Genomic DNA, 25176 nt, shown 5'->3' on the forward strand with positions numbered 1-25176 from the left:
CGGGAGTCACCGCTTTGTCTGCACCGACCGCGGAGTCCGCATCGGAGTCCTCCATACCGGGGTCCCCGTCGGCCCCGGTTTCCGTCGCCCTGGTCGGTGCCGGGCCGCGCGGCACCAGCGTCCTCGAACGACTCTGCGCCTCCGCCCGTGAACTCCTCCCGCCCGGCACCCGGCTGACGGTCCATGTGATCGACCCGGCGCCGCCCGGGCCCGGCCGCGTTTGGCGCACCGCGCAGTCGGCCGAACTGCTGATGAACACCGTGGCCTCGCAGGTGACCCTGTTCACCGACGACAGCGTGGACTGCTCGGGGCCGATCCGGCCGGGGCCGAGCCTGCACGAGTGGGCGGGCGGCGAGCTGGGGCCGGACGAGTATCCGACCCGGGCGCAGTACGGCCGTTACCTGGGGTGGGTGTTCGCCGAGGCGGTGCGGCAGGCCCCGCCCGAGGTGCGCGTCGAGACCCACGCCGCCCGAGCGATACGGCTCGACGACGGCCCCGACGGCCGCCAGCTGCTCGCCCTGGACGACGGCCGTACGCTGACCGGTCTCGCGGCCGTCGTCCTCGCGCAGGGGCATCTGCCGACCGCCCCGGACGCGGAGCAGCGGCGCCAGGCGGCGTACGCCGACCGCCACGGCCTGCGGCACATCCCGCCCGCCAACCCGGCGGACGTGGACCTGTCCGCCCTCTCCCCCGGCGAACCGGTGCTGCTGCGCGGCCTGGGTCTCAACTTCTTCGACCACATGGCCCTGTTGACCACCGGCCGCGGCGGCCGCTTCGTCCCCACCGGCGCAGGGCTGCGCTATGTCCCCTCCGGCCGCGAGCCTCGCCTGTACGCCGGTTCCCGGCGCGGCATCCCGTACCAGGCGCGCGGCGACAACGCCAAGGGCCCGTACGGCCGTCACACCCCGCTCGCGCTGACCCCGGAGGTGATCGCGGGCTTCCGCAAACGTGCGGACTCGGGCGACGCGCCCGACTTCCTGACGGAGATATGGCCGTTGGTGGCGAAGGAGGTGGAGACGGTCTACTACACCACGCTGCTACGACGCCCCGAGTTCGCCGAGCACTATCTCGCCGTCCCCCACCGCGACCCCCAAGAGGCCCGCCTGCTCGATGAGTTCGGCGTCCCGGCGGCCGAACGCTGGTGCTGGGAACGGATCTCCCGCCCCTACGCGGGCCGCGCTTTCGACGGCCCCGGTCAGTGGCGGGACTGGCTCCTGTCGTATCTGCGCGAGGACGCCGCACAGGCCGCCCTCGGCAATGTGCACGGCCCGCTCAAGACCGCCCTGGACGTGCTGCGCGACCTGCGCAACGAGATCCGGCTGATCGTCGACCACGGCGGACTGCCCGGCGTCTCCCGCCGGGATCATCTGGATCGCTGGTACACCCCGCTCAACGCCTTCCTGTCCATCGGCCCGCCCCGGCGCCGCATCGAGGAACTGGCCGCGCTGATGGAGGCGGGTGTGGTGGAGGTGCTCGGGCCGCGCCTGGGGGTGCGGTGCGCGGACGGGGCGTGGGTGGCGCACTCACCCGACATACCGGGCTCGACGGTCCGCGTGACGACACTCATCGAGGCCCGGCTGCCGGAGCCCGACCTGCGCCGCACCGCCGACGACCTGCTCGCCGGGCTGCTGAAGACCGGACAGTGCCGCCCGCACACGGTCGACGGTTACGAAACGGGAGGGCTGGACGTCACCCCCCGGCCCTATCGACTGGTGGACCGTCGAGGTGAGCCACACGCCCGGCGGTTCGCCTTCGGGGTGCCCACGGAGGGTGTGCACTGGGTGACGGCGGCGGGGGCCCGGCCCGGGGTGGATTCGGTCACGTTGTCGGACGCGGACGGGGTGGCGCGGGCCGTGCTGCGTACGGCCGCGGAGCCACAAGCGACAGCAAACCGACAGGTTGTTGAACTTGCAAGCATTGATTAGGGCTACCTACGCTGAGCTTTCGTTCGATTACGTCACCGGCAGGTCGTCCTGGCCTGCCTGACCGTAGGAGCCCCCCACAATGACCGCACGCCTCAACAGCGCGCAGCCGTACGTCCTCGCCCTGTTCCGGATCGTGATCGGCCTGCTCTTCTTCTGCCACGGCGCCTCCAAGCTCTTCGGAGTCCTCGGTGGCGCCGACGGCCAGGGCGGAACGGTGTCCGCGGGCACCTGGCCCGGCTGGTACGCCGCCGTCATCGAGCTCGTCGGCGGCGCCCTGGTCATGCTCGGCCTCGGCACCCGCGTCGCGGCGTTCATCGCGTCCGGCGCGATGGCGTACGCGTACTTCAAGGTGCACCAGCCGGGCGCCCTGTGGCCGATCCAGAACGGCGGCGAGGCCGCGGCCCTGTACTGCTGGGCCATGTTCCTGCTGATATTCACCGGCTCCGGCGCCCTCGGCCTGGACCGGCTGTTCGCCAAGCGCTCGACGACGGCGGAGAAGCCGGCGGGCGAGCGGTCGCCGGTGACGGCCTGATCCTGCCGGAACCTGTACATACGGCGCCCTTTCTCACGCGGGTGAGGGAGGGCGCCGTCGTTTTGGCTGTCGTTCTGGCCGAACACACGAGCCCCCTGTGACCCTTCTGTCACACCCAGGCGTACGCTCTATGGCTCACGGGGGAGCAACGGGGAGTCGCGGTGCTGGAGAGTGTGGGGTCACTGACAGGCAGTCCATGGATCTACGCCATGGTCGCTGCGTCGGTCCTCCTCGATGTGTTCGTTCCGGTACTGCCGAGCGGCGTGCTCGTCATCATGGCCGCGACGGCCGCGGCCGCGGGCTCCGGCGCGGCGACCGGCCAGGTCCCGGACAACGTCCCCGACATCCTGGCCCTGACGCTGTGCGCGACCACCGCATCCGTGCTGGGCGACCTGGTGGCATACCGCCTGGCCTGGAGCGGCGGCGCCCGACTGGACCGCGCGCTCGCCCGCTCACCCCGCCTGAGCACCGCGCAGGAACGTCTCGGCACGGCTCTGGCCCGGGGCGGCGGCGCCCTGGTCGTCCTCGCCCGCTTCGCGCCCGCCGGCCGCTCGGTCGTCTCCCTCACCGCCGGCGCCGCACACCGCCGCGCCCGCGACTTCGTCCCCTGGTCCGCCCTCGCCGGCCTCGCCTGGGCCACGTACAGCGTCGCCCTCGGCTACTTCGGCGCCCACTGGCTGGGCACGACCTGGCTCGCCACGGGCGTGTCCGTCCTGGCACTGTTCGCGGCCGGCGCGGCGGCGACGTACCTGATGCGCCGACGGCCGGAGCCCGGCGAGACGGCGTAACCCGCCTCGCCCTCTCCTAACCCGCCTGCCGAGCCGTCTGCCCCCGCACCTCCAACCCGGCCAACAACTCCGCCGTCGCCTCGGCGATCACCTCGACGGCGCGGTCGAAGACCTCCCGGTTGTGCGCGGCCGGCGCCCGGAACCCGGAGACCTTCCGCACGTACTGCAGGGCGGCAGCCCGAATCTCAGCCTCGGTGGCCTCCTCGGGCAACACCGGCGGACGTAGCGTCTTGATACTGCGGCACATGGGTCCAGTGCATCACAACTGCCGACGCAGCTGCGGGCAGTCGTGCCGCTGGGACGGACCGCCGTCTCCGCCGACACCCACCCCACGTCTCCCGTCTCACACTCCGAATCCGCTATACCCCTCCCCCACCCCGCCTGAGATGATCCACTCCGAGGCGGCCACCTCCCCGGGGCCGACCACCGAGAGGAGCCATACTCCATGGCGCACGACAAGCTCACCGTCGCGGTCCTGGGCCCCGGAGGCGTGGGAGGCCTGCTCGCCGCCCTCCTCGCCCGCACCGGGCACCGTGTGATCTGCCTGGCCGGCGAGGCCACCACCGACACCCTGCGCACCACCGGCATCCGCGTCCGCAGCCCCCGGTTCGGCGACTTCGCCGCCGACGTCGAAGCGGCCACCGAACTGCGCGAACCGGTCGACGTCTGCCTGATCACCGTCAAGCACACGGCCCTGGACGCCGCGCTCGCCCGCGTCCCGGTCAGCGTCCTGGGCGACGGCCTGATCGTCCCCTTCCTGAACGGCGTCGAACACCCCTCCTTCCTCCGCTCCCGCTACCGCCCCGACCAGGTCGCCCCTGCCGTCGTCCGCGTGGAGTCGACCCGCGTCGCCCCCGGCGTGATCGAGCACACCAGCCCCTTCGCCGAGGTCGACCTGACCGGCGACCCCGTATCTCGCGAGCGTCTCGACACGCCGGCAGCGGCGTTCGCGGCCGCCGGCCCCACCACCCGTGTCCTGGAGGACGAGGCGGCGGCCCTGTGGGCGAAGATGTCGTTCCTCGCGCCCTTCGCGCTGCTCACCACCCGTTACGCCCTCCCCCTGGGCGACGTACGCTCCCGGCACCGCGACGAGTTGACGGCCCTGGTGGCGGAGACGGCCGCGGTGAGCCGTGCCTGCGGCGGCCCGGCCGACCCCGGCCAGGCCCTCGCCCGCTACGACGCCTTCCCGCCGGGCACCAAGTCCTCCATGCAACGCGACGCCGAAGCGGGCCGCCCGCTCGAACTGGACGCCATCGGCGGCGCATTGCTCCGCGCGGCCGAACGCCACGGCGTACCCACCCCCGTGACGGCACGGCTGGTCCGGGAGCTGAAGGACGCCGGCCACTGACAGGACCTCCGGCGGAGGTCGTCATCCACGCGCGGCGGCAGCAGCTCCACCGCCCTGCTCGCCGGCTTCGTCGTCGAGCCGGTCGACGAGGATCATCGCCACATCGTCCGCCAGGCGGCCCCCGGTGTGGCGGATCAACGCCTTGTGCAGTTCGTGCAGGAACTCTGCCGGGGTGGTGGTGCCTGCGCCCATGCGCTCCATGGCCTCCCGCAGGTCGAAGAAGTCGCCGTCGCGGTTGCGGGCCTCGATCACGCCGTCGGTGTACAGCAGCAGACGGTCGCCGGGAACGAACGGATAGCTCTCCGGCTTCTCGGGAGGGCCGGTGATGAGGTCTTCCAGGCCGAGAGGTGGCTGTGGCGAGGAGGGCATCAGAGCCTGGACCCTGCCCTGGTGCAGCAGCAGCGGGGGCGGATGACCCCGGTTGACCAGTTGCACCACGGTGTCGTCCGGCACCTGGGCCATGAGCGCGGTGATGAATCCCTCCATCAGAGCTTCCTCGTCGTACGCACCGGGCACGGCCGCCTCCCGCCGCAGCGCGTGCGCGCAGTGGTTCATGACCTCCATCAGCTCGTCCTCATAGTGCGCGACCACCCGGAACGCGCCCAGCGCCCTCGCGACCGCGCGCATGGCGTTCAGTCCCTTGCCCCGGACGTCCCCCACGATCATCCGGACGCCGTAGCGCGTCTGCACGGCCTCGTACAGATCACCGCCGACCTGTGCCCCCGGTCCCGGCCGCGAGGCACAGACTGGCCGCCCGCAGAGGGCCCAGGCGCTCGGGGACGGGCCGAAGTATGACCTCCTGTGCTGCCACGGCGATCCGGCGAACCTGGTCGAACTCGCTCCGCCTGTACGCACGCACGGCGCTGCTCGTGATGAAGCTGGCCAGGGAGATCAGGGTAAGAGCCAGGAAGTTGGTATAGACCTGAAGCGTGCCCCAGGCCTGGTTATAGGTAGCGGTGGTCACGCTGATCACCAGAACCAGAGTCGCCGCCGAGACGGTGCCCTTGGGGCCGATCGTCACGGCGGCCAGCGCCGGCGTCGCGACGAGCAGGGGGCCGGTGTAGATGAAGTGGGCGGGGGTGAGTTCGATGACCAGCACGCCCAGCGCGATGACGAAGGGCAACCACCTCGTGAGTGTGAGGAGTACCCGGCTGTGGCCGCCTGCTCCCGGTCGAGGAGGAGGGCGGAGGAGCGACCGCATGGGTAAAGCCTGCCTCGCCGAAGTTGAACTCTCCACTTCAACGCCCTTGCGCCAGGTCAGGCGCCCAGTCCCACCCGTCGTGACTGAGCACTGCAGGGAACATGCAGCAGCCTGGGCGCTCAGGCACACCCGTTGTGACTGAGCGCTTCAGTCGGCCACTCTGAGCGCGTTGGTCGGCCGGGAGGATGCGCCCGTTCGGGAGGTCTCACTGAGCGTCGAACAGGCCGTGAGTGGGTGAGGCAGCCTGGCTGATTTCGGGGTGGCTCGCGGAGGCATGCGCGCATCCGGGCTCGGATGGTGTACGCCGGTTCGGCAGGTTGCTCATGGTCCTGACCCTGCCGCCTCGACCACCGCCTCTCCGGTACGGGTGCGTGCGTACAGCACCTGCCGCCCGGCTCGGTGAGCGCTGACCAGGCCCGCTGTCCGCAGGGCCGTCAAATGTTGGGAGACACCGCCGGGGGTGAGTCCGGTGCGGTGGGCAAGCTCGGTGGTCGAGGCGGGAGCGCCCAACTCGGCCAGCAGCAGGGCGCGCGAGCGGCCCATCACCCCCGCGAGTGCGTCGGAGACGGGCGCCGGACGGGACTGCCACAGGGTGCCGACGCCCCGCGGGGGGTAGCGCAGCGAAGGCTGCCACGGCTCGCCCAGCACCGAGAATATGCGCGGCCATACGAACGCCGAGGGCACCAGCAACAGGCCTCGGCCGTCCAGTCGGCGAGGGCCGCGCACCGTGCGGTGAGCCAGTTGCAGGGTTCCGCCTGCCCAGGCGACCTGCGGGTCCAAGTCGGCGAACAGGTGCTGTGCGCCGCCGTCTGCCAACCGGCCCGCGCGATAGCGGATGTCGCTCTCCAGGAGGGTGAGGATCCGGGGCCAGTACGGGGCGAGCGCCAGTTCCCAGTACGCCTCGATCACCTCTGCCAGACGGCCGAGCTCCGCTGCCGGGTCCGCATGCAGGGCCGCCATGCGCGCGGCCGGCACCGCCGACGTCGTCCTCAGCAGCTCCGGCGGGGTGGCCCGCAGCGTCGCCAGCTCCACGGCGAGCGAGGGCAGCGGAGTCGTGGGCGGCGGGCAGAGGAACGACGGGATGCTTCCCGTCCACGGCGACCGGGACGGCACCGGGACCAGATCGAACAGCACGCCGAGGTCGAGGCCGGCGGCGAGCCGTGGACGGACACGCTCCGTCCACGTGCGGTGCAGGCCCTGCTCGTCGGCGCCCTTGAGCACCCGCACGCTCGCCACCACTTCCCACAGCGGGGACAGCGCAAAGCGCGTGCGGGCCACGTCCTCCATGCCGAACTCGATCTCGATCATTTAGATGAGGCTAAATCATTAGGCGGAGCCGCGGCCCGCCCCGCACCGTACGCGCATGACCCCACACCCCGGATCTCCGTGGCGCCTACGCGGTTTCCGCACGCTCTTCACCGCAAGCGCCCTCAGCCATCTCGGCACCAACATCGGATACGTGGCCATCCCGCTGCTGGCCGTCACCGTCCTGGACGCGGGTCCTGGTCAGGCCGGCGGACTGGCCGCGCTCTCCACCGCCGCCTTCCTGATCATCGGGCTGCCCGCGGGGGCCTGGGTGGACCGACTGCCCGGCCGCCGGGTCCTCGTCGCCGCCGACGCTGCGCGAGCCGCGCTGCTCGCCTCGGTACCCGTCGCCTGGTGGCTGGATGCGCTGTCACTGCCCCAGCTGTACGCGGTCGTGCTGCTGAACGGGTGCGCCACCGTCTTCTTCGACGTCGGCTCGCAGAGCATCCTGCCGGAACTCGTCGGCCGCGAGCGCCTGGTTACGGCCAATGCCGCGGTGGTGAGCCTGATGGCCGGAGCCAACATCGCCGGCCGCGGCGCCGGCGGTTTCCTGGTGCAGTTGCTCACGGCTCCGGTGGCCATCCTGGGAGCGGCCATCGCCTACTTGGCCTCTGCCGCAGGTCTCACGGGTGTGCGCCACCGGAGCGCACGCGCCGCGGCGCCGACCGGGCGACGGCGGCTGCGGGCCGAGATCGCGGAGGGGTTGCGCCACGTCTTCGGCAGCAAGGAGCTGCGTGCGCTGGCGCTCACCGCGACGCTCACCAACCTCGGCGCACAGATGATCAATGCCGTGCTGCCGGTGCTGTTCATCCGCGACCTGGGCCTGCCAGCCGGGGTACTGGGCCTGTATTGGGCGGCCGGTGGACTGGGCATCCTGCTCGGCGCCGGCAGCGCCCGCCGCCTTGCCGCCCGCTTCGGCCACGGCCGCGCCCTGGGGCTTGCCGGGCTGTGGTTCGCCCCTGCCGGGCTGGCCGTCGCCCTGGCCGGGCGCGGGCCCTGGCTGTGGGTGGCCACTGCCGGCTGGCTGGCAGCCACGACGAAGACGGGGGTGGACAACGTGCTCGGCGTCAGCCTGCGCCAGCGCCTGACCCCGGACGCATTGCTGGGCCGAATGAATGCGACCTTCCGCTTCCTGCTCACCGGCGCCCTCGCCGTCGGTTCCGCGCTGGGCGGACTGATCGGTGAAACCACAGGCGTACGCGTGGCTGTGTGGGCGGGAGCGGTGTGCCTGGCAGGCGCTTTCCTCCCGGTCCTCTGTTCCCCCGTGCGCACGATGCGGGAGCTCCCACCAGCACCCGCCTCCCAGCCACCACGCCCCGCGTCACCGACAGCCACCTCGCAGTCCTGACCGAAATGGCACCAGGCTCTGCGACTTTCCTCCAGAAGAACGCCACTGCCCACGAGGCGCGGCATCCGCTTTCCCAGGAACTGGCCAACTAGAGCGCTCAGCGCGCCGAACCAGAGTTTCAGTGGGACGTGCGCGACCTTCGCCCGGCTCATCGCGGTGGCCGGATGAGCTGCCCACGGTGTGGCGTGCGGCCCGGCAGAGGGAGGCGTTGCGCGCCCGGTCAAGCGCCGTCGATGCGGTCGAGCAGCGCCCGAGCCTCGACGGTGCGGCGATGGTCCGGGCCGAAGGAGGCCAGGCAGGCGTCGTGAGCGGCTGCGGCCCGGAGGCGGGCCTCGGTACCGCGGCCCAGCCCCAGGAGGGCGGTGGCCACGGCCAGCTCGACGGCGCCGGTCTCCGGGCGGCGCTGCTCCTCGGGCAGACTGCGGCGCAGTTCGTCGGCGCGCTCCGCCTCGGCGAGAGCCTCCTCGTGGCGGGCCTGGCCGTTGAGGCTGCGGGCCAGGCCGAGCCGCAGGACCAGGGAGAACCGGTCCGGTACGCGATGGGCGGCCAGGGCCTCGCAGGCGAGCGCCTCGGCCTCCGGGTGGCGTCCCTGCGCGTTGAGGGCGAAGATCAGTCCGTTGCGGGCGGCCGCCGCTATGAGCGGCATCTCCGGCCCTGTGCCGCGGGTCGCGGCCCGGCCGACGGCCGCACACTCTGCCTCGCACTCGGCGTGCCGGGCGAGCACGGTCAGCGCCTGGGCGCGGTCCGAGCGCAGCTTCAGGGTCTGCGGGTGTTCGGCTCCGAAGATCCTGCCGAAGACCGGCAGCACTGCGTCGTATGCGGCGAGGGCCTCGGCGTGGCGGCCCTGGGCGCCCGTGGCGAGCGCGGCGATGCTCAGCGCCAGCGGTGCGTACATGTCGTCGCGCGGCCGCGACCGGGCCGCGGCCACGGCGCGGGCCTCGGCCTCCGCCTCGGCATAGCGCCCGGCCTCGTACAGGGCCATGGCCTGGGACACAGGGGATCTCGTCATCCGCCCGGCGTCGTTTCGGCCGCGCGGCCGGAAGAGTTTCATGGCCGGAGCATACGGATGCTGCGCACGCCGTTTGGCGAAGGGGCGAGAGCTGGTCGGCGGCCCCTGATGTCCCGGGGTCAGGCGAGCAGTGCGAACTCTCACCACACCGCTGCGAAGCGAGGCGTTGAACAACAAGCTGAGCGCCAGAGTGGCCAACTGAGATGCGCAGTGGCCAACTAGCGTGCTCAGTCACACCCGTTCGCATGAACCACGGGAAGGAACTCGCCACCCAAAATCGAACAGGCGTAGCATTGCGGCGTGGCTACGACCTATGACTTCCCTAGCGACCTCCGCGCCGGTCAGGAGGAGCTGCATCAGGTCCGGGCCGAGTTGTCGGCCCTGCTGAAGCGGCTCCCCTGGTCGGTCGAGCCCCTGGACGGCTTCAGCGACGCCGGCGGCTGGCGCAAGATCGAACGCCCCGCCTCCCCCGGCTGGACGGCCGACGAACAGGCCGAGGTCGAGAAGCTCCGCCAACGCGAGCACGAACTCGCGATCTTCGTCACCACCCACCGCTACTGGTCGGAACTCACCGGCCCGGACCGCGTCGACGCCCGCGCGAAACTCAAGCACGCGCACGAGACACCACCGGAACCCGAGCGGAAGGAAACCTGAAAACGATCAAGGCCCAGACCCCCGGCTACTTACTGGCTGACCTGGGTCTTCGTCGTGCCCTAACACTGGTGGGCGCGGACAGTTTTGAACCGCCGACATCCGCCTTGTACGGGCGTACGTGATCGGTGGCGGGGACGCCTAGGTGTTCTGAGTCCACGGCTCTAGCGCCACCTCCGGTCAGCGGCGCATCTCGACTTTGTCGAAGCCACGGCGCGGCGGACGAGGCGGCCAACGACACTGACGCGGAGTACCTTCTGGCAGCCGCTTGGCAGGAAGGCGTGACCGTCGCCGGACGCCTTGCTCACGTCATGGTCGCAAACGACCTGAGGGAGCTCGTTGTTGCTTCGGGACGAAGCGGTCGTGTGCCACAGCCGTGTGACATGTGAGCCGGCCCCATTCGACAGCGGGAATTGGCCCCACTTGGCGATCTCTCGGGCACGATCTGTCACTGCGATTTGACCCCACCTGTGTGCTTGGGTGGTGCCCCGTCCAGCTGGCATGGCGGTGATAATCGGGTCGCCGCCGGTCGGGCCCCGCTGATAGACAGATGCGATGGAGGACGACGACTCGCATGGGTTCCAGGCAGGGCAATCGGGGCTGATCGTGAGAGTCCCCCGGCCTACAGCCTCGGCCCAGGCCTGGAGGTCTTCCGTGGTCGCGGTCTGTCGGCCGCCCTCCAGCTTGTACACCTTGGAATGCGGCCAGCCGAGCCGCCGCGCGAGCTGCGTGCCGGTGAGACGGCCTTCCGGGGCCGAGAGGCGTAGTTCCCTCAGACGTTGGCCGAGGGCTTCCCGGGCCTGCTGGTAGTCCGTGCTCACCGGTGCCGGTCTACTCCTTCGTACCGAGCTGCGCCGCGAACTGGTCGTACGGGACGGAGGCGTGGACCGCGGCGTCGCGGACCTGGCAGTACCGCAGCACCTCAGCGGGTTCGGTGATGACCTCCACGTCGTGGAAGACGTCATAGTCGTCGAAGCGGAGGATGGCCACGAGGCGGCTGTCGAACAGCCAGAAGTCCTCTGCGGGCAGGTGTGCCTGTTCGGCGTCCTCGCGCCAGAGGTTGCGTACGTCCTCACCCGTAGCCGCGTTGCACCGCGCATAGCTGAGGAGGAAACGCTGGCCTTCGGTCGGCGGATTGTCGACGACCCGCACCCGCCCGACGTACTTCCCGGCCGTCGTCTGCCGGCGGATGTTCGCGCACCAGTCGCTGTCCAGGTCGCACGGGGCTGTGCCGGTTGCGAGGAACTCCGCGTACCCAGCGTCCTCACGATCGGAGGCGTAGCCGCGTCGCGTCTCCAGGTGCCATGCCGAGTGCTCGAACGTCTCGAAGAGCCGGCCGAACTCGTCGAGGCCGATCAGCTTGGGCACGCGGTCCATCTCCTTGGGCCGTGGTTGACGAGCAGCTCGCGTGGGACAGCCACGGCGACGTCGTCCGGGCCGAGGTGCCGGAGTCGGGCGATGTCCTCAGGGTCGGTGAGCGGCCGCCCCTGAACGATGATTTCACCACTGTCGAGGTCCTCGTGGACCGCCGGGCAGCCGCCGTTCTTGCTGTCGGTGCCGTTGAACCGGAGCCGTCGCGCCATGGTCGCGTCTCCCTCGATGCCGAGTGGTGTTGCCTTCAGCATCACCAGGCCTGATGGTCCGCGCCACCGTGCCTCGGCCCTTTCGCGAGACCAGACGAGAACATCACATGACGGCTGTCAACTCCTCGTACTTACCGTCCTGTTCATGGCCACACCACCTGCGTCGCAAGACATCGACCCCTTCACAGGACCGCGCGGCATGAGCACGAAGCCGATCGCGCGTGCGGCCACGCTCGCGGCGCGGTACGAGGCCGGGGACTCATGGCTCGCCAACTGCTCCCCGCACCCGGACCTCGTACGCAAGGCCTGAAACGCCGAGGAGTTCGCGTCCATCGCATCTGGCGAGCACTGGCTCGTCGCCGAGTCTCGCCTCATACCTGCCATGCCAGCAGCCACGCGCATCCGCGAGGAACAGCGCGGACCCGTGCTCGCCGACGGGGAGTTGGACAGGGCGTGGTGGCTGGTGCCGCTCGACGCTGCCGAGAAGCTGGCCGACGTGCGCCAGCTGGTCGTGCGCCCCGCGGGCTGGTCCTTGCACTGCCCGTCGATGGGCTCGTATGTCGACGGCCGGTTCTGGCTGTGGCGTCCAGATGGCTCGGGCCGGCTCACTGATGCTGCCGTACTCGCCGCGGCGTTCGGGCCGGGAGGGTACCGACTTCCCGCGGAGGCACTCGATGAAGACGCCCACGACGATGGATGAACCGATCACGCTCGGCCTCCCGCTGGACGCGCCCGAGCCTCCCGTCGGCTGCGGGGTGTGCCAGGCCTTGGCCCGTCAGCGGGCCGAGGCTGCCGCCCGGGGCGACCTGTCCCGCGTGTCGGACTGCAACGTGGAGATCCGCAATCACCACGAGCCGCAGCGTCGGAGGTCGCGGTGAGCCGTGCCGGACGGGAGTACAGACACCACGGATCTGGCGCCGGCACTTACAGCGGGTTGGCACCAACGCGCGGTTCAGGCGCACCCAGCAGGCCTACAACGCGTACATCTGCCACACCTCAAGGTGTGACTCCTGCGCTTTCGAGGACGGCCGGTGTCCTGACGCGGAACGGCTCTGGGAGGAGTACCGAGCCACGACCTCGTACTGATCTCCGCCGTCGGCAGCGTCGCGCCTACCGCGTCGGCGGCGGGCGAGTGACCGCCCCTGCATCCCCGTCGGGGGCGGCCACCTCAGCGGACGAAGTCGGCGAGCGGAACGCCGATCGCGTCGGCGATACGGATCAGGGTGTCGAGCTTGGGTGAGGAGTGGCCCTGCTCGATTCGGCTGTAGATGGCGACGTCGATTCCGGACCGGCCGCACACGTCCTGCATGGGACAGGTTGTGGAGCTCGCGGACGCGCCGGATCTGTTGTCCCACCTAGGCCTTCTCTTTCGGATCACTCTCACGGGCGTGCGATAGGTTGCCCGCCATGACTGGACTCGGCCCCATCACCTGGCCACCTGCCCCGATCAAGACCGAGCGGCTCGTGCTCCGCGAGTCCGAGGCCCGGGACCGTGCGGCGTTCATCGAGCTGCTCGCCTCGCCAGAGGTGCACACCTACCTCGGCGGCCCCGGCCGCGTGACGAGCTTGAGCGCGAGACGCCCGGGGTGCCCGAGCGGTGGCCGGGGAGTTTCGTCGTTGATCTCGACGGGGCGATGATCGGCCAGATCCTGCTCAGGAGAGCACCGGAGCACCGTCGCCCGGCTGCCGCGGGGAAGGTCGATCTCGGCTACCTGTTCCTGCCGCGGGCGTGGGGATTCGGGTACGCCGCCGAGGCGTGCGCGGCGGCACTCGACTGGTTGGACGGCGTCCTTCCCGGCGAGCCGGTGGTGCTCGCCACCCAGACCGCCAACGTCAGCTCGATGCGCCTCGCGGCGAAGCTGGGGTTCACCGAGGTAGAGCGGTTCGAGGCATGGGGCGCCGAGCAGTGGCTCGGCATGTGGTCCCCGGTCACGCCGTCCGGTTGAGCCAGGCAGTTTCGTTCGGATCACCGTTCAGCCGCCGCCGGTGCTCTACAGGGTCACGAGGATCTTGCCGGTGTGCGTGTTGGACTCCATCAGCCGGTGCGCGTCGGCGACGCGGTCCAGCCCCTCGAAGGTCTCGGCGATCACGGGCGCCAGCGTGCCGTCGGCCAGTCCCGAGCCGATGTACGCGGCGGCGCGCCGTCGGAAGTCGGCATGCTCCACGAGGGGGCCGTTGTTGTACATGTGCACTGTCTGCGGCCAGTTCAGGCCCAACTGTGCCGGGCGCGGGTCGAGCCAGCCGTACAGCACCGCCGTGCCGCCGGGGGCGAGGGCGTCCCCGAGTGCGGCGAAGCCGGGCCCGCCGATCGCGTCGAAGACGATCTCGGCGCCCTTGCCCCCGGTGATTCGGCGGACCTCCGCGACCAGGTCCTCGGAGTCCGTCGCGATCACATGGGCCGCGCCGAGTTCCAGGAGCCGCTGCCGCTTCCGCGGGCCGCGCGTGGTGGCGATGGGGATGGCGCCGTGCCGCAGGGCCGTCTGGATCGCGGCCGTGCCGACCCCGCTCGACGCGCCGGTGATCACCACATGGTCGCCGGGGGTCATCCCGGCGGTCTCAACCAGCCCTCCGTATGCGGTCGTGTAGGTCAGCCAGGCCGCAGCCGAGGTCACGGCGTCGGCGCCGGCGGGACGGTGCACCACCGACTCCTGCGGCAGCACGGCCCGCTCGGCGTACACGCCGTGGACCCCGAAGTCGAAGTTGGCCGCCGCCATCACCGGATCGCCCGGCGCGAAGCCGCTCACGCCCTCGCCGACCGCCTCGACGACCCCGGCGGCCTCGTAGCCGAGCCGCGAGCCGGGCAGCGTGGGCGGGTAGTAGTAGGTGCCCGCGCGGAAGAGGGCGTCGGCGCGGTTGAGGCCGATCGCGTCCACCCGGAAGAGCACCTCGCCGGGGCCGGGCAGGCCGAGCGGCACGTCCTCGACACGAAGCACCTCGGGGCCGCCGAGTTCATGGAAGAGAACCGCCTTGGTGTGAAGGGAAGTCGTCATGGAGACGACGCTATGCATCGGCCGCGAGACGATCCATGTCGCATTGTCTTCCCTTACTGTCCGATCGTCTCGCGGGCAGCGGGATGACGTACGGTTCGGCGCATGGATGTCCTCAGCGACGCGGTCGCCGCGATGCGCACGGGACGGCCGCACTCCTCCCGTACGGCACAGAACGCTCCGTGGGGCGTGCGGTTCCCCGCCTCGGACGGCGCCGGATTCCACGTCGTACTCCAGGGCGCGGCCTATCTCCTGCGCCCAGGGGAAGCCGCTCCGGTGCCCCTCGGGCCCGGCAACGTGGTCTTCCTGCCCCACGGCTACGGGCACGCTCTGGCCGACCATCCCGACACTCCCCTGGAGGACTTCGCGCTGGAGCCGGACGGGTCCTGGCCGGTGCCGCCCGATCCCGGTCCGGGTCCGGACGCGCACACACTGCTGCTGTGCGGTGCCTACCAGTTGAACCGGTCGCGGGCGCACCCACTGCTCTCGGAGCTGCCTCCGGTCGTCCACGTCCGGGCCGGGATCGGGACGCACCACGGCCTCCGGTCCGCCCTCGACCTGCTGGGCGCGGAACTGGCGGAGCCGCACCCCGGCTCCGACGCGATCGTCTCCGGCCTCCTGGACACGCTGCTGGTGTACCTGCTGCGCACCTGGTGGCTGCGGAAGTCCCAGGAGGGACGGGAGGCGACGGGCTGGGCGGCGGCCTTGCGGGACCCCGCGGTCACCGCCGCACTGCAGGCGATGCACTCCGACCCGGCCCTGCCCTGGACGGTGGAACAGCTGGCCTCCCGTGGCGGCCTGTCCAGGGCCGCATTCGCGCGGCGCTTCACCGCCCTGGTGGGCAGATCGCCCCTGGCCTACCTGACCTGGCTGCGCATGACGACGGCGGGCCGACTGCTGCGCTCGGGTGACACGCCGCTGCGCGTTGTGGCGGAACGCGCGGGCTACACCTCGGAGTTCGCCTTCGCCAAGGCGTTCAAGCGCGAGTACGGCATCCCGCCGGGGCAGTACCGCAAGCGTCCCGCGGCCGCCGCCGGCTCCTAGGCGGTTTCGTCTGGATCATCGTGCGGACGGTTCACAACCCTCGATGGGTGGCTGGTCACCGTGGTCTGCTTCCGCAGGAAAGCACCGCCCCCTGGGGCTGCACCCCGATCGAAGAATTATTTCGATGTTCTACAACCACACAACTTCTCCATGAGTCGTACACGTGCAATCCACGAACGATCCCTCGGGGGGACACGTGAACCAGCAGTACCCGCAGCAGCCGAACCAGCCGCAGCAGCAGTACCCGCAGCAGCCTGGATGGGGCGGCCCTCAGCAGCCGCCTGCCTACTACGGCGCGCCCGCGCCCCAGCCGCCGAAGAAGCGCAGCGTCGGCAAGATCGCCGGGCTCGGCTGCCTCGGCGTCATCGCTCTCGTCGTCATCGCCGGCGTAGCCGCCGGCGGCGGGGACGGTGACTCCACCGACACCAGCAACAAGGACAAGGCCGTCAGCGCCAACGACAACCAGAAGGCTGACGAGGCGAAGGAAGAACCGGCGGAGGAGACCAAGACCCAGGCCGAGCAGTTCCAGGCCTGCGTCGCCAAGAACGGAACGCCCACCGAGAAGGAAGCCGTCAAGCACGTCACGAAGGTCACCGGCGCCGACAAGCGGAACGACATCCTCGACGCGCCCGAGGTGTTCACGGACTTCACCGGTGGACTGGTGGGCCCGCACGCGGGCGAGGGCAAGCTGATCGCGTCCGCGTTCACGTCTTGCTACGAGTCGGACAACGGTCTCGTGACGGTGTACGACAAGGACGGCGAGATCCTCGCCAACGCCAACTACTAACCCCAACCGTCGTGGCCCTGCCCACCCGTGACGGCAGGGCCACGGCCGCCCCCACCCACAGCCCCGTGCGGTGCACCGCCACAATCGTGCTGACCGCCGGGCTCCTCGCCATGGCCGACTGCTCGAAGTCCCAGGCCGAGATCGAGGAAGACTCCTACGCCGCGATCACGGAGAAGTCAAAGGATTCGGCCCCCCGCCCGATCATGGGCGAGGGGCCGAACCTACCGCTTACCTGCGGCTATCCCCTGTGGGCGCGGACGGTTTCGAACCGCCGACACCGCCTTGTAAGGGCGGACGTGGGCGGCGGCATAGGGGCGCAGGTCACTCCGGCTGTTATCGCAGCGCAGGCCAGAGGCGCATCTCGACTGCGGTGAACCGTCGTTGACCGTGGTTGACCGCCCTATGCGGCACGACTGTGGCACGCGCCGACACCCGCTTTAGGAGTTCGATCAAGCGGGCCCAACCGGCTCATTGCACTCGGCAGGTGCGGCCATCACCGTTCGGACTGAGCTGCTGCTGTCTGCCGACGTTGATGTCAGGCGTGGATGTCAGGGGGTGGGATCACCGGCGTACCGGAGATCTGTCGCGCCAACTCATCGACGACCTGAGGAACGACCCGTTGAGCGCCTTCATGTTCCAGTGCCTCGACCAGGGCCTGGCGGACTTCGGCAAACGGCCGTCCGGAGTGAGAAGCGCGGGTCCGGTCGACTGCTCGCTCGATCTTGGCAAGGTGGGCGCCCACGAACGGCATTGCCTTCTCGTACTCGCTGGGGTCGGTAGCCATGGGTTCAGCTGATCAGGAGGGACTGACGGGGGTCAAGGCCGGCGGTAGGCCACCAGCTTGGGAAGCTGTGGACATCTGAGGCCTAATGGGTGCGCTGACCTGGCCGAACGTCCGGTTCGATGCCTCCGTGGGCTCGGCTGCTTTCACCGTGATTCCCCGCTGTTCCCCGCTCGATCTGGTGCGCTTGTGGTGCGCCCTGGTCGCGCAGCATGCAGCGCAACGGGCGCCAGTGGCTGCCTGGGCGGGCCTACAAGTTCACTAAGCCAATCGATCAGCAGCGGGACAACGGCTCCCTCGACCTACCCAGCTTGCGATGGACTCGCCAAAATACTGTCCATGGACCAGGGGGTTGCTGCTGTGTGGGCTGCGGGCGTGGCCGGCTTCGCAAGTGCGGCAGGCGCTGCCGTGGGAGCGGGCTTGACGGCGCGTGGCGCTCGAAGTCAGGTGCTCCAACAGGGCAAGGTCGACTTGAGCAAGCAGCGGAGAGAGGAGTTCAAGCAGAACTGCACAGCCTTCCAGGCGAAACTCCGCGACGCGCTGTTCGCCCTGGAGGAGTCAGCGGAGGCGCTGCGTGACGCCAACTCAAGCGAAGCGCATAGTCGGCTTCGGAAAGCCATACTGTCGGTCCACACCGGCCACTTTGACCACGTGATGACGTACGCGTCGGGCACCTTGGTGAACATCTCGGCCGAAGCGTTGGATTGGCTCCAAAGCGCCGCCCGCGCCATCGATACTCTCCGCCGGAGCCCTGCCGAAGCTGTGCCTGATTCACCGCCATACCTACATTGGCTCGACCAGCAGCGCGGCTACCTCGGCGCGTACGAGATGTTCTGCAAAGAGGTTCAGCGGGTCACCACTGAAGCATGGCCCGCGTGATCTTTATTCCGGTGGCGGCAGAACCCCAGAGGGATTCGAAGCTGCGCACACGGCTCCGGAGGCCGTCAGCGAATCAGGCAAAGGCCCTGTTCACGGGCGTGGAGATGTAGACGAAGGCGGTTCCTGTCCACAAATAGGTCGTGACTGACGACTGACTGCCGAGCGTCCCGCCAGGGATGCTCCGACGGCATGGACGCAGGCGGCCTCGCCACCGTGTGCGATGCGTCCCCTGTCGCGCACCGCCGAGGAGGGACCCAGACTGAAAACAGGTAGCGATTTCGAGGTCTAGCACGGACAAGCCGTGGAGGAGTCATGACGGCAACGACGTGGAACGACACTCCTGTCGCGATCGAAGGCGATGGTGTGGAGCTGCGGACGCAGGAACTTGGGGGAGGCATGACCGTCGCGTTCGTGCGATTTCCCAAGGGCACGGACATGACACCGGCTGTTACGGGACTGCCCGGAGACATGTGTCAGTGCCCGCACTGGGGCTACCTGTTCAAGGGGCGGTTGAAGATGCGGACAAAGGATGGGGAGGAGATCTACGAGGCGGGGCAGGCCTTCCACTGGTCGCCCGGTCACGTGCCGGAAGCGCTTGAGGACTGCGAGTACATGGACTTCTCGCCGACGAAGGAGTTCAACGAGGTGATCGACCACGTCAAGTCGCAGATGGGGTGACCGCCTATCACCGAGATCCTTGGTGGGAGGGCAGCCGGGAGCCGCATCCAGTCGGCCCGCTGATCGGTTGGGATTTCTCCGCTGGCGCTCCGGCAGGATTCGAACCTGCGACATCCACTTTAGGAGTTCGCTCGGGAGATTGGCCCGCCGCTGGATGTCAGACGTAGATGTCGCGACCCGGTACAGCGAAGCGCGCACGGCTCGGGAGGCCGCTCCGGTCTCTGGGATCGTCGTCGGTCACGGGAACGGCTGTGGCCACTGAGCGGCTGCCTATCCACAAATAGTCCACGGCCGGTGACATCTGCCTTGCAGGTTCCGTCGTACGGCCTTGCCTCTTGATCTCCAATATCGACAGACTCACCGCGATAGGCGAGGCACTGTTGGGGATGCAGTAGACCCTTCGTGGCTGACTTCCGCGGGTGGTATGCGAGACGTACGCAGGCCCCCTGTTCCCGCTCGTGAGGTACGGGAGTAGGGGGCCCTCCTGCTGGCCTCTGAAGGACTACGTCGGCAGTTCGACCACGCCGAGCTGGCTCAGCATGCCGAGGAAGTCCCAGTGCCACCAGCCTTCCCCGACCTTGCCGTCCTCGAACCGGAAGGTCGTGGTGCCGACCATCTCGACCTTCTTGCCAGTGGGCGGCATGCCCCGCAGCTCTCCAGTATTGGTACCCGTCCAGCTCCACCGCGTCACTACACGGTCACCCTCGGCCACCTGATCCTCGATCGTGAACTCGAAGTCCGGAAAGGCCTTGCGGTAACCGAGCGCCTCCTCGCGGATGCCGTCGGCACCACGGGTGTCCTCCTTGTTGGCGATGTCGTGGTCGTGGTAGTCGGCCGCGAACACCTGATTGAAGCCTTCGGGCTCGTCCCTGCCGACGAGCTCCAGGAAGAAGCGGCGGGCCGTCGCCTTGTTGAGCTGTTCGTCCCGCACTACGTCCAGGTCCGTGAAGGTGGGCACCTCGTCGCAGAGCGCGACCATCTCTTCGAAGATCCGGTTGGTCTCCGGGAGGTTGGAGTTCTTCATCGCCTCCTCGTACGAGGGGAACTCGACGATCTCTATGAAGTGGCGCGGCTCGGACCGGTCCTTGCCGATGAGGTCGTGGGTGGCGGTCCTCTTGCCCTTCGTCTGCTCGACCCACGTGTCCATGAGCCGGTTCATCTCGTCGATCCGGTCGGTCTTGCAGTCGATGATCTGCACGAATGTCATGGCGCCTCCCGTAGCGAGCGCCGTTTTCTTCATTTTAGTAGCGAATGTCGGCCTACCGTCGGGTCAGCTGGGGCCGTAGCGTCAGCGTCCCGTAGGGGGATCCCGCAGCGCCCGCCCGGCGCTAGCTCCACCAGCGCCTTGTAACGGGCGTCCGGAATGAACACCGTCCTGCCCGCGCCAGATCCTGCATCGCCGCCGCGACCGCCTTGTCCGCATCCAGCGACATCCACCCGGGATGTTGTCCCCACGTGGACGTCTGATTCGAAAATCCCCTGATTCGAAAATCCCCTGACGTCGCAGCTCAGCCCGCATCCGCTGATTGGAGGGACACTTGATAGCCGAGCATGTTGAGCTGGCTGACCAGGCGCCGCGTCTGGCGGGCCCGGCCGGTTCGTTGCAGGAAGTAGTCCGCTCCGAGGTCGTGGTACTCGGCGTCGTTGGTGAGCATGTGCCAGATCGAGGTCAGGATGGTGTGCCCGAGCGCGACCAGGGCCCGCTTCTTGCCGCGGCGGACGGCGATGCGTTTGTAGCGGGACGCGAGGCAGGTGTCCTTGCTGCGGGCCGCGGCCGTGGCGGCCAGGCCGAGTGCGTTCTTCAGCCACGGGTCGCCCGGGCGGGACTTGCCCGAGGTGTGCTTGCCGGCGGACTCGTGGTTGCCCGGACACATCCCGGCCCACGAGGCCAGGTGGGCGGCCGAGGCGAAGCGGGCCATGTCCGTGCCGATCTCGGCCAGGATCATCTCGGCCGAACGGGTGCTGACACCGGGGATCGTGGTCAGCAGCTCGATCTGGCGCCGAAACGGGGCCAGTTGGCGGGTGATCTCCTCGCTGAGGCGGGCCTCGGTCGCGGTGACCGCGTCGACGCGGTCCAGCATGGTCCGTGCGAGGAAGGCGTGGTGGTCGGTGAACCGGCCGGTCAGCGCCTGGGCGAGGATCTGCCGCTTCGCGCGCATGCCGGCCTTGGCCATCTCGGCGAGGACCTCGGGGTTACGCTCCCCGGCGATCAGGGCCTCCAGCATCGAGCGGGCGGACTTGCCCAGCAGGTCCGAGACGACCGCGGACAGCTTGATCCCGGCGTCCTCCAGCAGCTTCTCCAGCCGCTGGGCTTCGCGCGTGCGCTCGCGGATGACCTCGGTGCGGTAGCGGGTGAGGTCCCGCAGCTGGCGAACGGGACGCGGTGGCACGAACGAGGGTCTGACCAGGCCGTGTTCGACCATCTTGCAGATCCACTCGGAGTCGGCGACGTCGGTCTTGCGGCCGGGGACGTTCTTCATGTGCCGGGCGTTCAGCAACCAGCACTCGATGTCGTTCTCCAGCAGGTAGAACACCGGCTTCCAGTACGAGCCGGTGGCCTCCATACCCACCACGGTGACCTGCTCGGCCAACAGCCAGTCCCGCATGGCCAGCAGGTCACGGGTCATGGTCGAGAAGGTACGGATCTCTTTGCGACGGCGTTTGCCCGGTCCCGGGACGCGGATACAGACCTTCACGTCCGCCTTGCCGATGTCGATTCCGGCGCATCGTTCGTGGACCACGTCCATGCCCCGGCACCCCCTTCACGCGCTGTGCGGCTGCGCGGCAGCCGTCCGGCGGGGACCGCCCAGGCAAAAGAATCTGATTCGCATGCTCGCAGCAACACTTCCGGGTGCCTGACGAAGGATCCCGGCGTCCTACTCAATGTCGGGTTCCGGAGGCACCAAGACTCCGCGACGTCAGCCGGACGGCCGTAGCCCGATTTTCTCCCCTTCGGGGTATCGCTCAATGGCCGGGTCAAGTCGGCGGGGCGCCGTCCTTCGGTTGAGGGCGGTTCCCGCCCGGTGCAGCGTGGAGCGCGGTGCGTAGCGCTTCAAGGTCCGCCCGGGGGAACGGCCGCCCCCACTGGGATGCATAGCCGTCTTCGCCAAGCTCGTAGGCAACCTGGTCGAAGGCGCGAAGTGCAGCCCTCACGAGGGTCGTGATCGTATGGCGGCTGGACCAGAGGACAACACCTGAGCTGTCGGGCTTCAGGGAGTTGCCGGCCCTCAGCAGGTGGATGTCGACGTCAGCCCCTTCACGGCGGAAGAGCCATCGGTAGACCTGCGGCTCGCCCTCGAACTCGGCCCGAGTCTCCGTGTCCATCAGCGCGAGTCTGGTGACGGCGTGCAGGAACTGTTCTGGGCCGTCGGTGACGTACGACGCGAAGACCTCCACCTCGCCCTTGTCATCGGCCACCTTGCAAAATGCCCAGCCGTGATGGCGCAGCGTCCAAGTGATCGTGAGCGGACTCATGGCACCCCCTATGGTGCCTGCACCTTACTGCGCAGGTCAGTGGAGCCTTGATGACCCGTCATGCTGCGGTGGTCGCTCCTGCGGGCGGGGTGGTGGTGAAGGGGCGGTTGTCGCGGAGCAAGGCCCATAAGACGTCGACGCGGCGGCGGGCGAGGGCGATGACCGCTGGGATGTGCTTGTGGCCCTGGGCTCGTTTCTTGAGGTAGTAGGTGCGGTTGGGGCCGTTGCGGATGATGCTGGTCTGGGCGGAGAGGTAGAAGACGCGGCGCAGGCGGCGGCTGTAGCGCTGGGGCCGGTGCAGGTTGCCGGTGCGGCGTCCGGAGTCCTTGGCGACGGGGACCAGGCCGGCGGCGGAGGCGAGATGTCCGGCGTCGGGGTAGGTGGCCAGGTCGCCCGCCGCGACCAGGAACTCCGCGCCCAGGATGGGGCCGATGCCGGGGAGCGACTCGATGACGGCGGCCTGTGGGTGGGTGCGGAAGGCGTCGCGGATCTGCCGGTTGAGTTGCTTGAGCCGGTCGTCCAGGGCCAGCACCTGTCGGGCGAGGTCTGCGGTGATGGCGGCTGCGGTGTCCTGACCGGGCAGCGTGATGTGCTGGGCATGCGCGCCTGGACGGCGGTGGCGGCCACCGTGTCGGGGTGGCGCACGCCTCGGGCGGTGAGCCAGCGGGTCAGGCGGGCTTGGCCGCATCGGCGCAGGGCGGCGGGGGTCTGGTAGCCGGTGAGCAGGATGACGGCGCCCTTGTGGTCGGCGTAGTCGAAGGCCGCTTCCAGGGCCGGGCTGATGCCGGTGAGCACGTCGTGCAGGCGGTTGAGCAGTCGGACCCGGTCGGCGATCAGATCCGAGCGGTGGGTGGTGAGCAGGGCCAGCAGGAGGGCGGACGCGGTGCCGCTGAGGTCAACCGCCCAGCGGGCATCGCTGGTCAGCGACAGGACTTCGCTCAGGCCAGCCAGGATCGCGGCCTCGTCGTTGCTGACTTTCCGGCTCCAGACGGTGGTTCCGGTGTTGTCGATGGCGACCCACCAGTGGTGGGCCTTGCTGGCATCGATACCGCCCCAAAGACGGGGCAACTGGATGGTCATGTGCGTCTCCTCGACCCTCGGACAGCGTGCCGGTTCGGTCCGAGGACACCCCGCCGCCAGCTCCGTAAACAGCGACCGATCCGCACATCTCAATCAGAGGTCAAGGAGTCCCGAAGAACGGGGCGGAGACAGGAGCACAGGCCCGGCCGGGGGCCGGGCCGCGCGCGGCGAGCGGAGCGAGCCGCCTTGATGAAGGTAGGGAAAGTTCTATCCCGCTGGGATGAGGCGCTTGCCGTCGCGGCTTCGGACGTGCGGGCCATTGCCGTCCAAGGCGTCCAGGAGGAGGATTGCGTAGACCTTGGACATGCGCTCACTGACCTCTTCGGGCGTGAGCCAGGCGACGGCCGTCGACTCGCTCGACGTGCGCTCGATGCAGCCGGAGGGCTTGCAGCGGAAGGCCAGGGCGACGATGCCTCGCGTCGTGTTCTTGTCGACCCTAGTGAGTTCATCCACGGCCAGATCAGGAAGGGTGAAGCGGCCCCCGCGCGACCCATCTGGCACGTGAGTGGCACGGCGGCTCCGAGCAGCCACCAAAGATCAAGGCCCAGGTCTCCGGGTACCTACCCGCTGACCTGGGCCTTCGTCGTGTCCTGCAACTGGTGGGCGCGGACGGTTTCGAACCGCCGACATCCGCCTTGTAAGGGCGGCGCTCTACCGCTGAGCTACGCGCCCAGGACGATTCGACAGCCTACCTTGCCCGGGGCACTGTCCTGCAAACGCGTATCGCGGGGCGGGCGGCCCCCGCGTGGGTGTCCCAGGCGGGGGGATAACCCCACCCCGGATTCGGGAGTGGTCCGGATCCCCCGGACGAGGCCCGGTGCCTACGGTCGAGGAGTCGCCTTCCCGGTACCCACAGGCCGGGACCGGGGCGTCTCGCAGTCCGTCTCAGGGGGAGATCCTCATGGCCCGTACCGTTTCCGTTTCCGTTGGCGCTCGTGCGGCCGCCGTCGCCGGCGCCGTCGTGGTCGTCGTCGCAGGGGTCGCCGGCTGCGGTGCTTCGGCCGGGGAAGACACGGACCCCGAGCAGCGGTCCTTCTCGCTGCGGGGTTCCACCCTCACCGTCGACTCCGACGACTCCGCCCTCGAGATCGTCGCCGCGGACGACAACCCGGCGGGCCGTATCGAGGTCACCCGGTGGTTCGAGGGCTCGGTCGTTGCGGGGAGCGATCCCAAGGTGACCTGGTCGATGGAGGACGACCGGCTGGTGCTGCGGCTGAAGTGCTCCGGGTTCATCGCCGACTGCTCGGCCAAGCACCGCATCGAGGTGCCGCGCGGCGTCGACGTCAAGGTCGAGAACGGGGACGGCAGCGTACGGGCCCGCGGCTTCGAGGACGCCCTGAACATCCGTACGGGCGACGGCTCGGTCCGGGTCGAGAAGACGACCGCGGCGCTGAAGGTGCGCAGTGGCGACGGGTCCGTGCACGTCAGCGGCGCCACCGGGCCGGTGGAGCTGCGCACCGCTGATGGCTCCGTCCACGCCGACGTCAGCTCCCGCGAGGTCCGCACCCACACCGGCGACGGCTCGGTCCGGCTCGAACTGGGCGTCGTACCGGACCTGGTGGAGTCCAGCAGCGGCGACGGCTCCGTCACCGTCACGCTGCCCCGGGCCACGTACCGCGTGAGCACCGAGACCGGCGACGGCGCGGTCGACGTGTCCGTGCCCCGCGACGACTCCAGCGACCATGTGGTGTCCGCCCGCACCGGCGACGGCAAAGTCACGGTCCGGACAGCGAACTAACAGGCCCGTGTGTTCGTCCTTAACCGGTGGGAGAATGA

The 25176-nt window shown here is 69.5% G+C and carries 24 protein-coding genes, 1 tRNA gene and 5 pseudogenes; 14 read left to right on the top strand and 16 right to left on the bottom strand.

Annotation, left to right across the window (positions count from 1 at the left end):
* Positions 1-14 precede the first annotated feature (14 nt).
* From ACFVJQ_RS15345 to ACFVJQ_RS15355, 3 genes are all read left to right on the top strand, one after another.
* Complete coding sequence (locus ACFVJQ_RS15345) at positions 15-1925, top strand: FAD/NAD(P)-binding protein (RefSeq protein WP_385512047.1); 1911 nt, start codon at positions 15-17, stop codon at positions 1923-1925.
* A gap of 79 nt (positions 1926-2004) precedes the next feature.
* Positions 2005-2457 carry a DoxX family protein gene (locus tag ACFVJQ_RS15350; protein ID WP_385512048.1) on the top strand — a complete coding sequence of 151 codons (453 nt, stop codon included), beginning with the start codon at positions 2005-2007 and terminating at the stop codon, positions 2455-2457.
* 161 nt (positions 2458-2618) lie between these two features.
* Entirely contained in the window at positions 2619-3245 is a 627-nt protein-coding gene (locus ACFVJQ_RS15355; protein WP_385512049.1) for a DedA family protein, read from the top strand.
* 16 nt (positions 3246-3261) lie between these two features.
* On the opposite strand, the gene ACFVJQ_RS15360 is transcribed toward ACFVJQ_RS15355, so the two are convergent.
* Positions 3262-3492, bottom strand: a complete 231-nt coding sequence (locus ACFVJQ_RS15360; RefSeq protein WP_385512051.1) for a DUF2277 domain-containing protein — start codon at positions 3490-3492, stop codon at positions 3262-3264.
* 198 nt (positions 3493-3690) lie between these two features.
* On the opposite strand from ACFVJQ_RS15360, the gene ACFVJQ_RS15365 reads away from it, so the two are divergent.
* Positions 3691-4593 (top strand): ketopantoate reductase family protein, encoded by a 903-nt coding sequence (locus ACFVJQ_RS15365; RefSeq protein WP_385784066.1) that lies wholly within the window; start codon positions 3691-3693, stop codon positions 4591-4593.
* Positions 4594-4614: 21 nt separating this feature from the next.
* On the opposite strand, the gene ACFVJQ_RS15370 is transcribed toward ACFVJQ_RS15365, so the two are convergent.
* The 3 genes from ACFVJQ_RS15370 to ACFVJQ_RS15380 all read right to left on the bottom strand — a co-directional run bounded on the left by ACFVJQ_RS15370 (position 4615) and on the right by ACFVJQ_RS15380 (position 7102).
* Complete coding sequence (locus ACFVJQ_RS15370; protein ID WP_385784069.1) at positions 4615-5283, bottom strand: PP2C family protein-serine/threonine phosphatase; 669 nt, start codon at positions 5281-5283, stop codon at positions 4615-4617.
* Between the two features lie 13 nt (positions 5284-5296).
* A complete protein-coding gene (locus ACFVJQ_RS15375) occupies positions 5297-5716 on the bottom strand; it encodes a hypothetical protein (RefSeq protein ID WP_385784072.1) in 420 nt (139 codons plus the stop codon).
* Positions 5717-6115: 399 nt separating this feature from the next.
* On the bottom strand, positions 6116-7102 hold the full coding sequence (locus tag ACFVJQ_RS15380; RefSeq protein ID WP_385512055.1) for a DUF5937 family protein: 987 nt from the start codon (positions 7100-7102) through the stop codon (positions 6116-6118).
* 55 nt (positions 7103-7157) lie between these two features.
* On the opposite strand from ACFVJQ_RS15380, the gene ACFVJQ_RS15385 reads away from it, so the two are divergent.
* Entirely contained in the window at positions 7158-8447 is a 1290-nt protein-coding gene (locus ACFVJQ_RS15385; RefSeq protein ID WP_385512057.1) for an MFS transporter, read from the top strand.
* Positions 8448-8667: 220 nt separating this feature from the next.
* Here the strand turns inward: ACFVJQ_RS15385 and ACFVJQ_RS15390 are convergent, their stop codons facing one another.
* On the bottom strand, positions 8668-9456 hold the full coding sequence (locus ACFVJQ_RS15390) for a tetratricopeptide repeat protein (RefSeq protein WP_385784076.1): 789 nt from the start codon (positions 9454-9456) through the stop codon (positions 8668-8670).
* A gap of 300 nt (positions 9457-9756) precedes the next feature.
* Between ACFVJQ_RS15390 and ACFVJQ_RS15395 the strand changes: the two genes are divergently transcribed.
* Positions 9757-10110 (top strand): hypothetical protein, encoded by a 354-nt coding sequence (locus ACFVJQ_RS15395; RefSeq protein WP_385512060.1) that lies wholly within the window; start codon positions 9757-9759, stop codon positions 10108-10110.
* A 614-nt stretch (positions 10111-10724) separates the two neighbouring features.
* Here ACFVJQ_RS15395 and ACFVJQ_RS15400 read toward each other — a convergent pair.
* A pseudogene (locus ACFVJQ_RS15400) lies at positions 10725-10928 on the bottom strand (helix-turn-helix domain-containing protein); the annotation flags it as partial.
* Positions 10929-10938: 10 nt separating this feature from the next.
* Positions 10939-11690: pseudogene (locus tag ACFVJQ_RS15405) on the bottom strand (DUF6879 family protein).
* 382 nt (positions 11691-12072) lie between these two features.
* On the opposite strand from ACFVJQ_RS15405, the gene ACFVJQ_RS15410 reads away from it, so the two are divergent.
* Together ACFVJQ_RS15410 and ACFVJQ_RS15415 are read left to right on the top strand one after the other, a co-directional pair.
* Positions 12073-12390 carry a hypothetical protein gene (locus ACFVJQ_RS15410; protein WP_385512062.1) on the top strand — a complete coding sequence of 106 codons (318 nt, stop codon included), beginning with the start codon at positions 12073-12075 and terminating at the stop codon, positions 12388-12390.
* Entirely contained in the window at positions 12383-12568 is a 186-nt protein-coding gene (locus ACFVJQ_RS15415; protein ID WP_385512064.1) for a hypothetical protein, read from the top strand. The genes ACFVJQ_RS15410 and ACFVJQ_RS15415 overlap by 8 nt, the downstream gene beginning before the upstream one ends.
* A 290-nt stretch (positions 12569-12858) precedes the next feature.
* On the opposite strand, the gene ACFVJQ_RS15420 is transcribed toward ACFVJQ_RS15415, so the two are convergent.
* On the bottom strand, positions 12859-12999 hold the full coding sequence (locus ACFVJQ_RS15420) for a helix-turn-helix domain-containing protein (protein WP_385512066.1): 141 nt from the start codon (positions 12997-12999) through the stop codon (positions 12859-12861).
* Positions 13000-13097: 98 nt separating this feature from the next.
* On the opposite strand from ACFVJQ_RS15420, the pseudogene ACFVJQ_RS15425 reads away from it, so the two are divergent.
* A pseudogene (locus ACFVJQ_RS15425) lies at positions 13098-13636 on the top strand (GNAT family N-acetyltransferase).
* A 45-nt stretch (positions 13637-13681) separates the two neighbouring features.
* On the opposite strand, the gene ACFVJQ_RS15430 reads toward ACFVJQ_RS15425, so the two are convergent.
* Entirely contained in the window at positions 13682-14680 is a 999-nt protein-coding gene (locus tag ACFVJQ_RS15430) for a zinc-dependent alcohol dehydrogenase family protein (protein WP_385784080.1), read from the bottom strand.
* Positions 14681-14782: 102 nt separating this feature from the next.
* Between ACFVJQ_RS15430 and ACFVJQ_RS15435 the strand changes: the two genes are divergently transcribed.
* Both ACFVJQ_RS15435 and ACFVJQ_RS15440 read left to right on the top strand, forming a co-directional pair.
* Positions 14783-15721 (top strand): AraC family transcriptional regulator, encoded by a 939-nt coding sequence (locus ACFVJQ_RS15435; RefSeq protein WP_385784083.1) that lies wholly within the window; start codon positions 14783-14785, stop codon positions 15719-15721.
* 196 nt (positions 15722-15917) lie between these two features.
* On the top strand, positions 15918-16508 hold the full coding sequence (locus ACFVJQ_RS15440) for a hypothetical protein (RefSeq protein ID WP_385784085.1): 591 nt from the start codon (positions 15918-15920) through the stop codon (positions 16506-16508).
* A 535-nt stretch (positions 16509-17043) separates the two neighbouring features.
* Here the strand turns inward: ACFVJQ_RS15440 and ACFVJQ_RS15445 are convergent.
* Entirely contained in the window at positions 17044-17292 is a 249-nt protein-coding gene (locus ACFVJQ_RS15445) for a hypothetical protein (protein WP_385784088.1), read from the bottom strand.
* A 336-nt stretch (positions 17293-17628) separates the two neighbouring features.
* Here ACFVJQ_RS15445 and ACFVJQ_RS15450 point away from each other — a divergent pair, with 336 nt between their 5' ends.
* Together ACFVJQ_RS15450 and ACFVJQ_RS15455 are read left to right on the top strand one after the other, a co-directional pair.
* Positions 17629-18168 (top strand): hypothetical protein, encoded by a 540-nt coding sequence (locus tag ACFVJQ_RS15450; RefSeq protein ID WP_385784091.1) that lies wholly within the window; start codon positions 17629-17631, stop codon positions 18166-18168.
* A 312-nt stretch (positions 18169-18480) separates the two neighbouring features.
* Positions 18481-18846: a hypothetical protein gene (locus tag ACFVJQ_RS15455; protein ID WP_385513178.1), complete on the top strand. Its 366-nt coding sequence runs from the start codon at positions 18481-18483 to the stop codon at positions 18844-18846.
* Positions 18847-19348: 502 nt separating this feature from the next.
* On the opposite strand, the gene ACFVJQ_RS15460 is transcribed toward ACFVJQ_RS15455, so the two are convergent.
* From ACFVJQ_RS15460 to ACFVJQ_RS15485, 6 genes and pseudogenes are all read right to left on the bottom strand, one after another.
* Positions 19349-20053: an ester cyclase gene (locus ACFVJQ_RS15460; RefSeq protein ID WP_385784094.1), complete on the bottom strand. Its 705-nt coding sequence runs from the start codon at positions 20051-20053 to the stop codon at positions 19349-19351.
* 301 nt (positions 20054-20354) lie between these two features.
* On the bottom strand, positions 20355-21593 hold the full coding sequence (locus ACFVJQ_RS15465; protein ID WP_385784097.1) for an IS110 family transposase: 1239 nt from the start codon (positions 21591-21593) through the stop codon (positions 20355-20357).
* A gap of 229 nt (positions 21594-21822) precedes the next feature.
* A complete protein-coding gene (locus tag ACFVJQ_RS15470) occupies positions 21823-22320 on the bottom strand; it encodes a hypothetical protein (protein ID WP_385513175.1) in 498 nt (165 codons plus the stop codon).
* A gap of 58 nt (positions 22321-22378) precedes the next feature.
* Positions 22379-23400: pseudogene (locus ACFVJQ_RS15475) on the bottom strand (IS110 family transposase).
* Positions 23401-23607: 207 nt separating this feature from the next.
* Positions 23608-23853: pseudogene (locus ACFVJQ_RS15480) on the bottom strand (NUDIX hydrolase); the annotation flags it as partial.
* Positions 23854-23997: 144 nt separating this feature from the next.
* Positions 23998-24072, bottom strand: a tRNA-Val gene (locus ACFVJQ_RS15485).
* Positions 24073-24301: 229 nt separating this feature from the next.
* On the opposite strand from ACFVJQ_RS15485, the gene ACFVJQ_RS15490 reads away from it, so the two are divergent.
* Complete coding sequence (locus ACFVJQ_RS15490) at positions 24302-25138, top strand: DUF4097 family beta strand repeat-containing protein (RefSeq protein WP_385784102.1); 837 nt, start codon at positions 24302-24304, stop codon at positions 25136-25138.
* Positions 25139-25176: the final 38 nt, after the last annotated feature.

The sequence above is a fragment of the Streptomyces sp. NPDC127197 genome, from assembly GCF_042672405.1.
In the GTDB taxonomy this organism is placed as follows: Bacteria; Actinomycetota; Actinomycetes; order Streptomycetales; family Streptomycetaceae; genus Streptomyces; species Streptomyces flavusporus.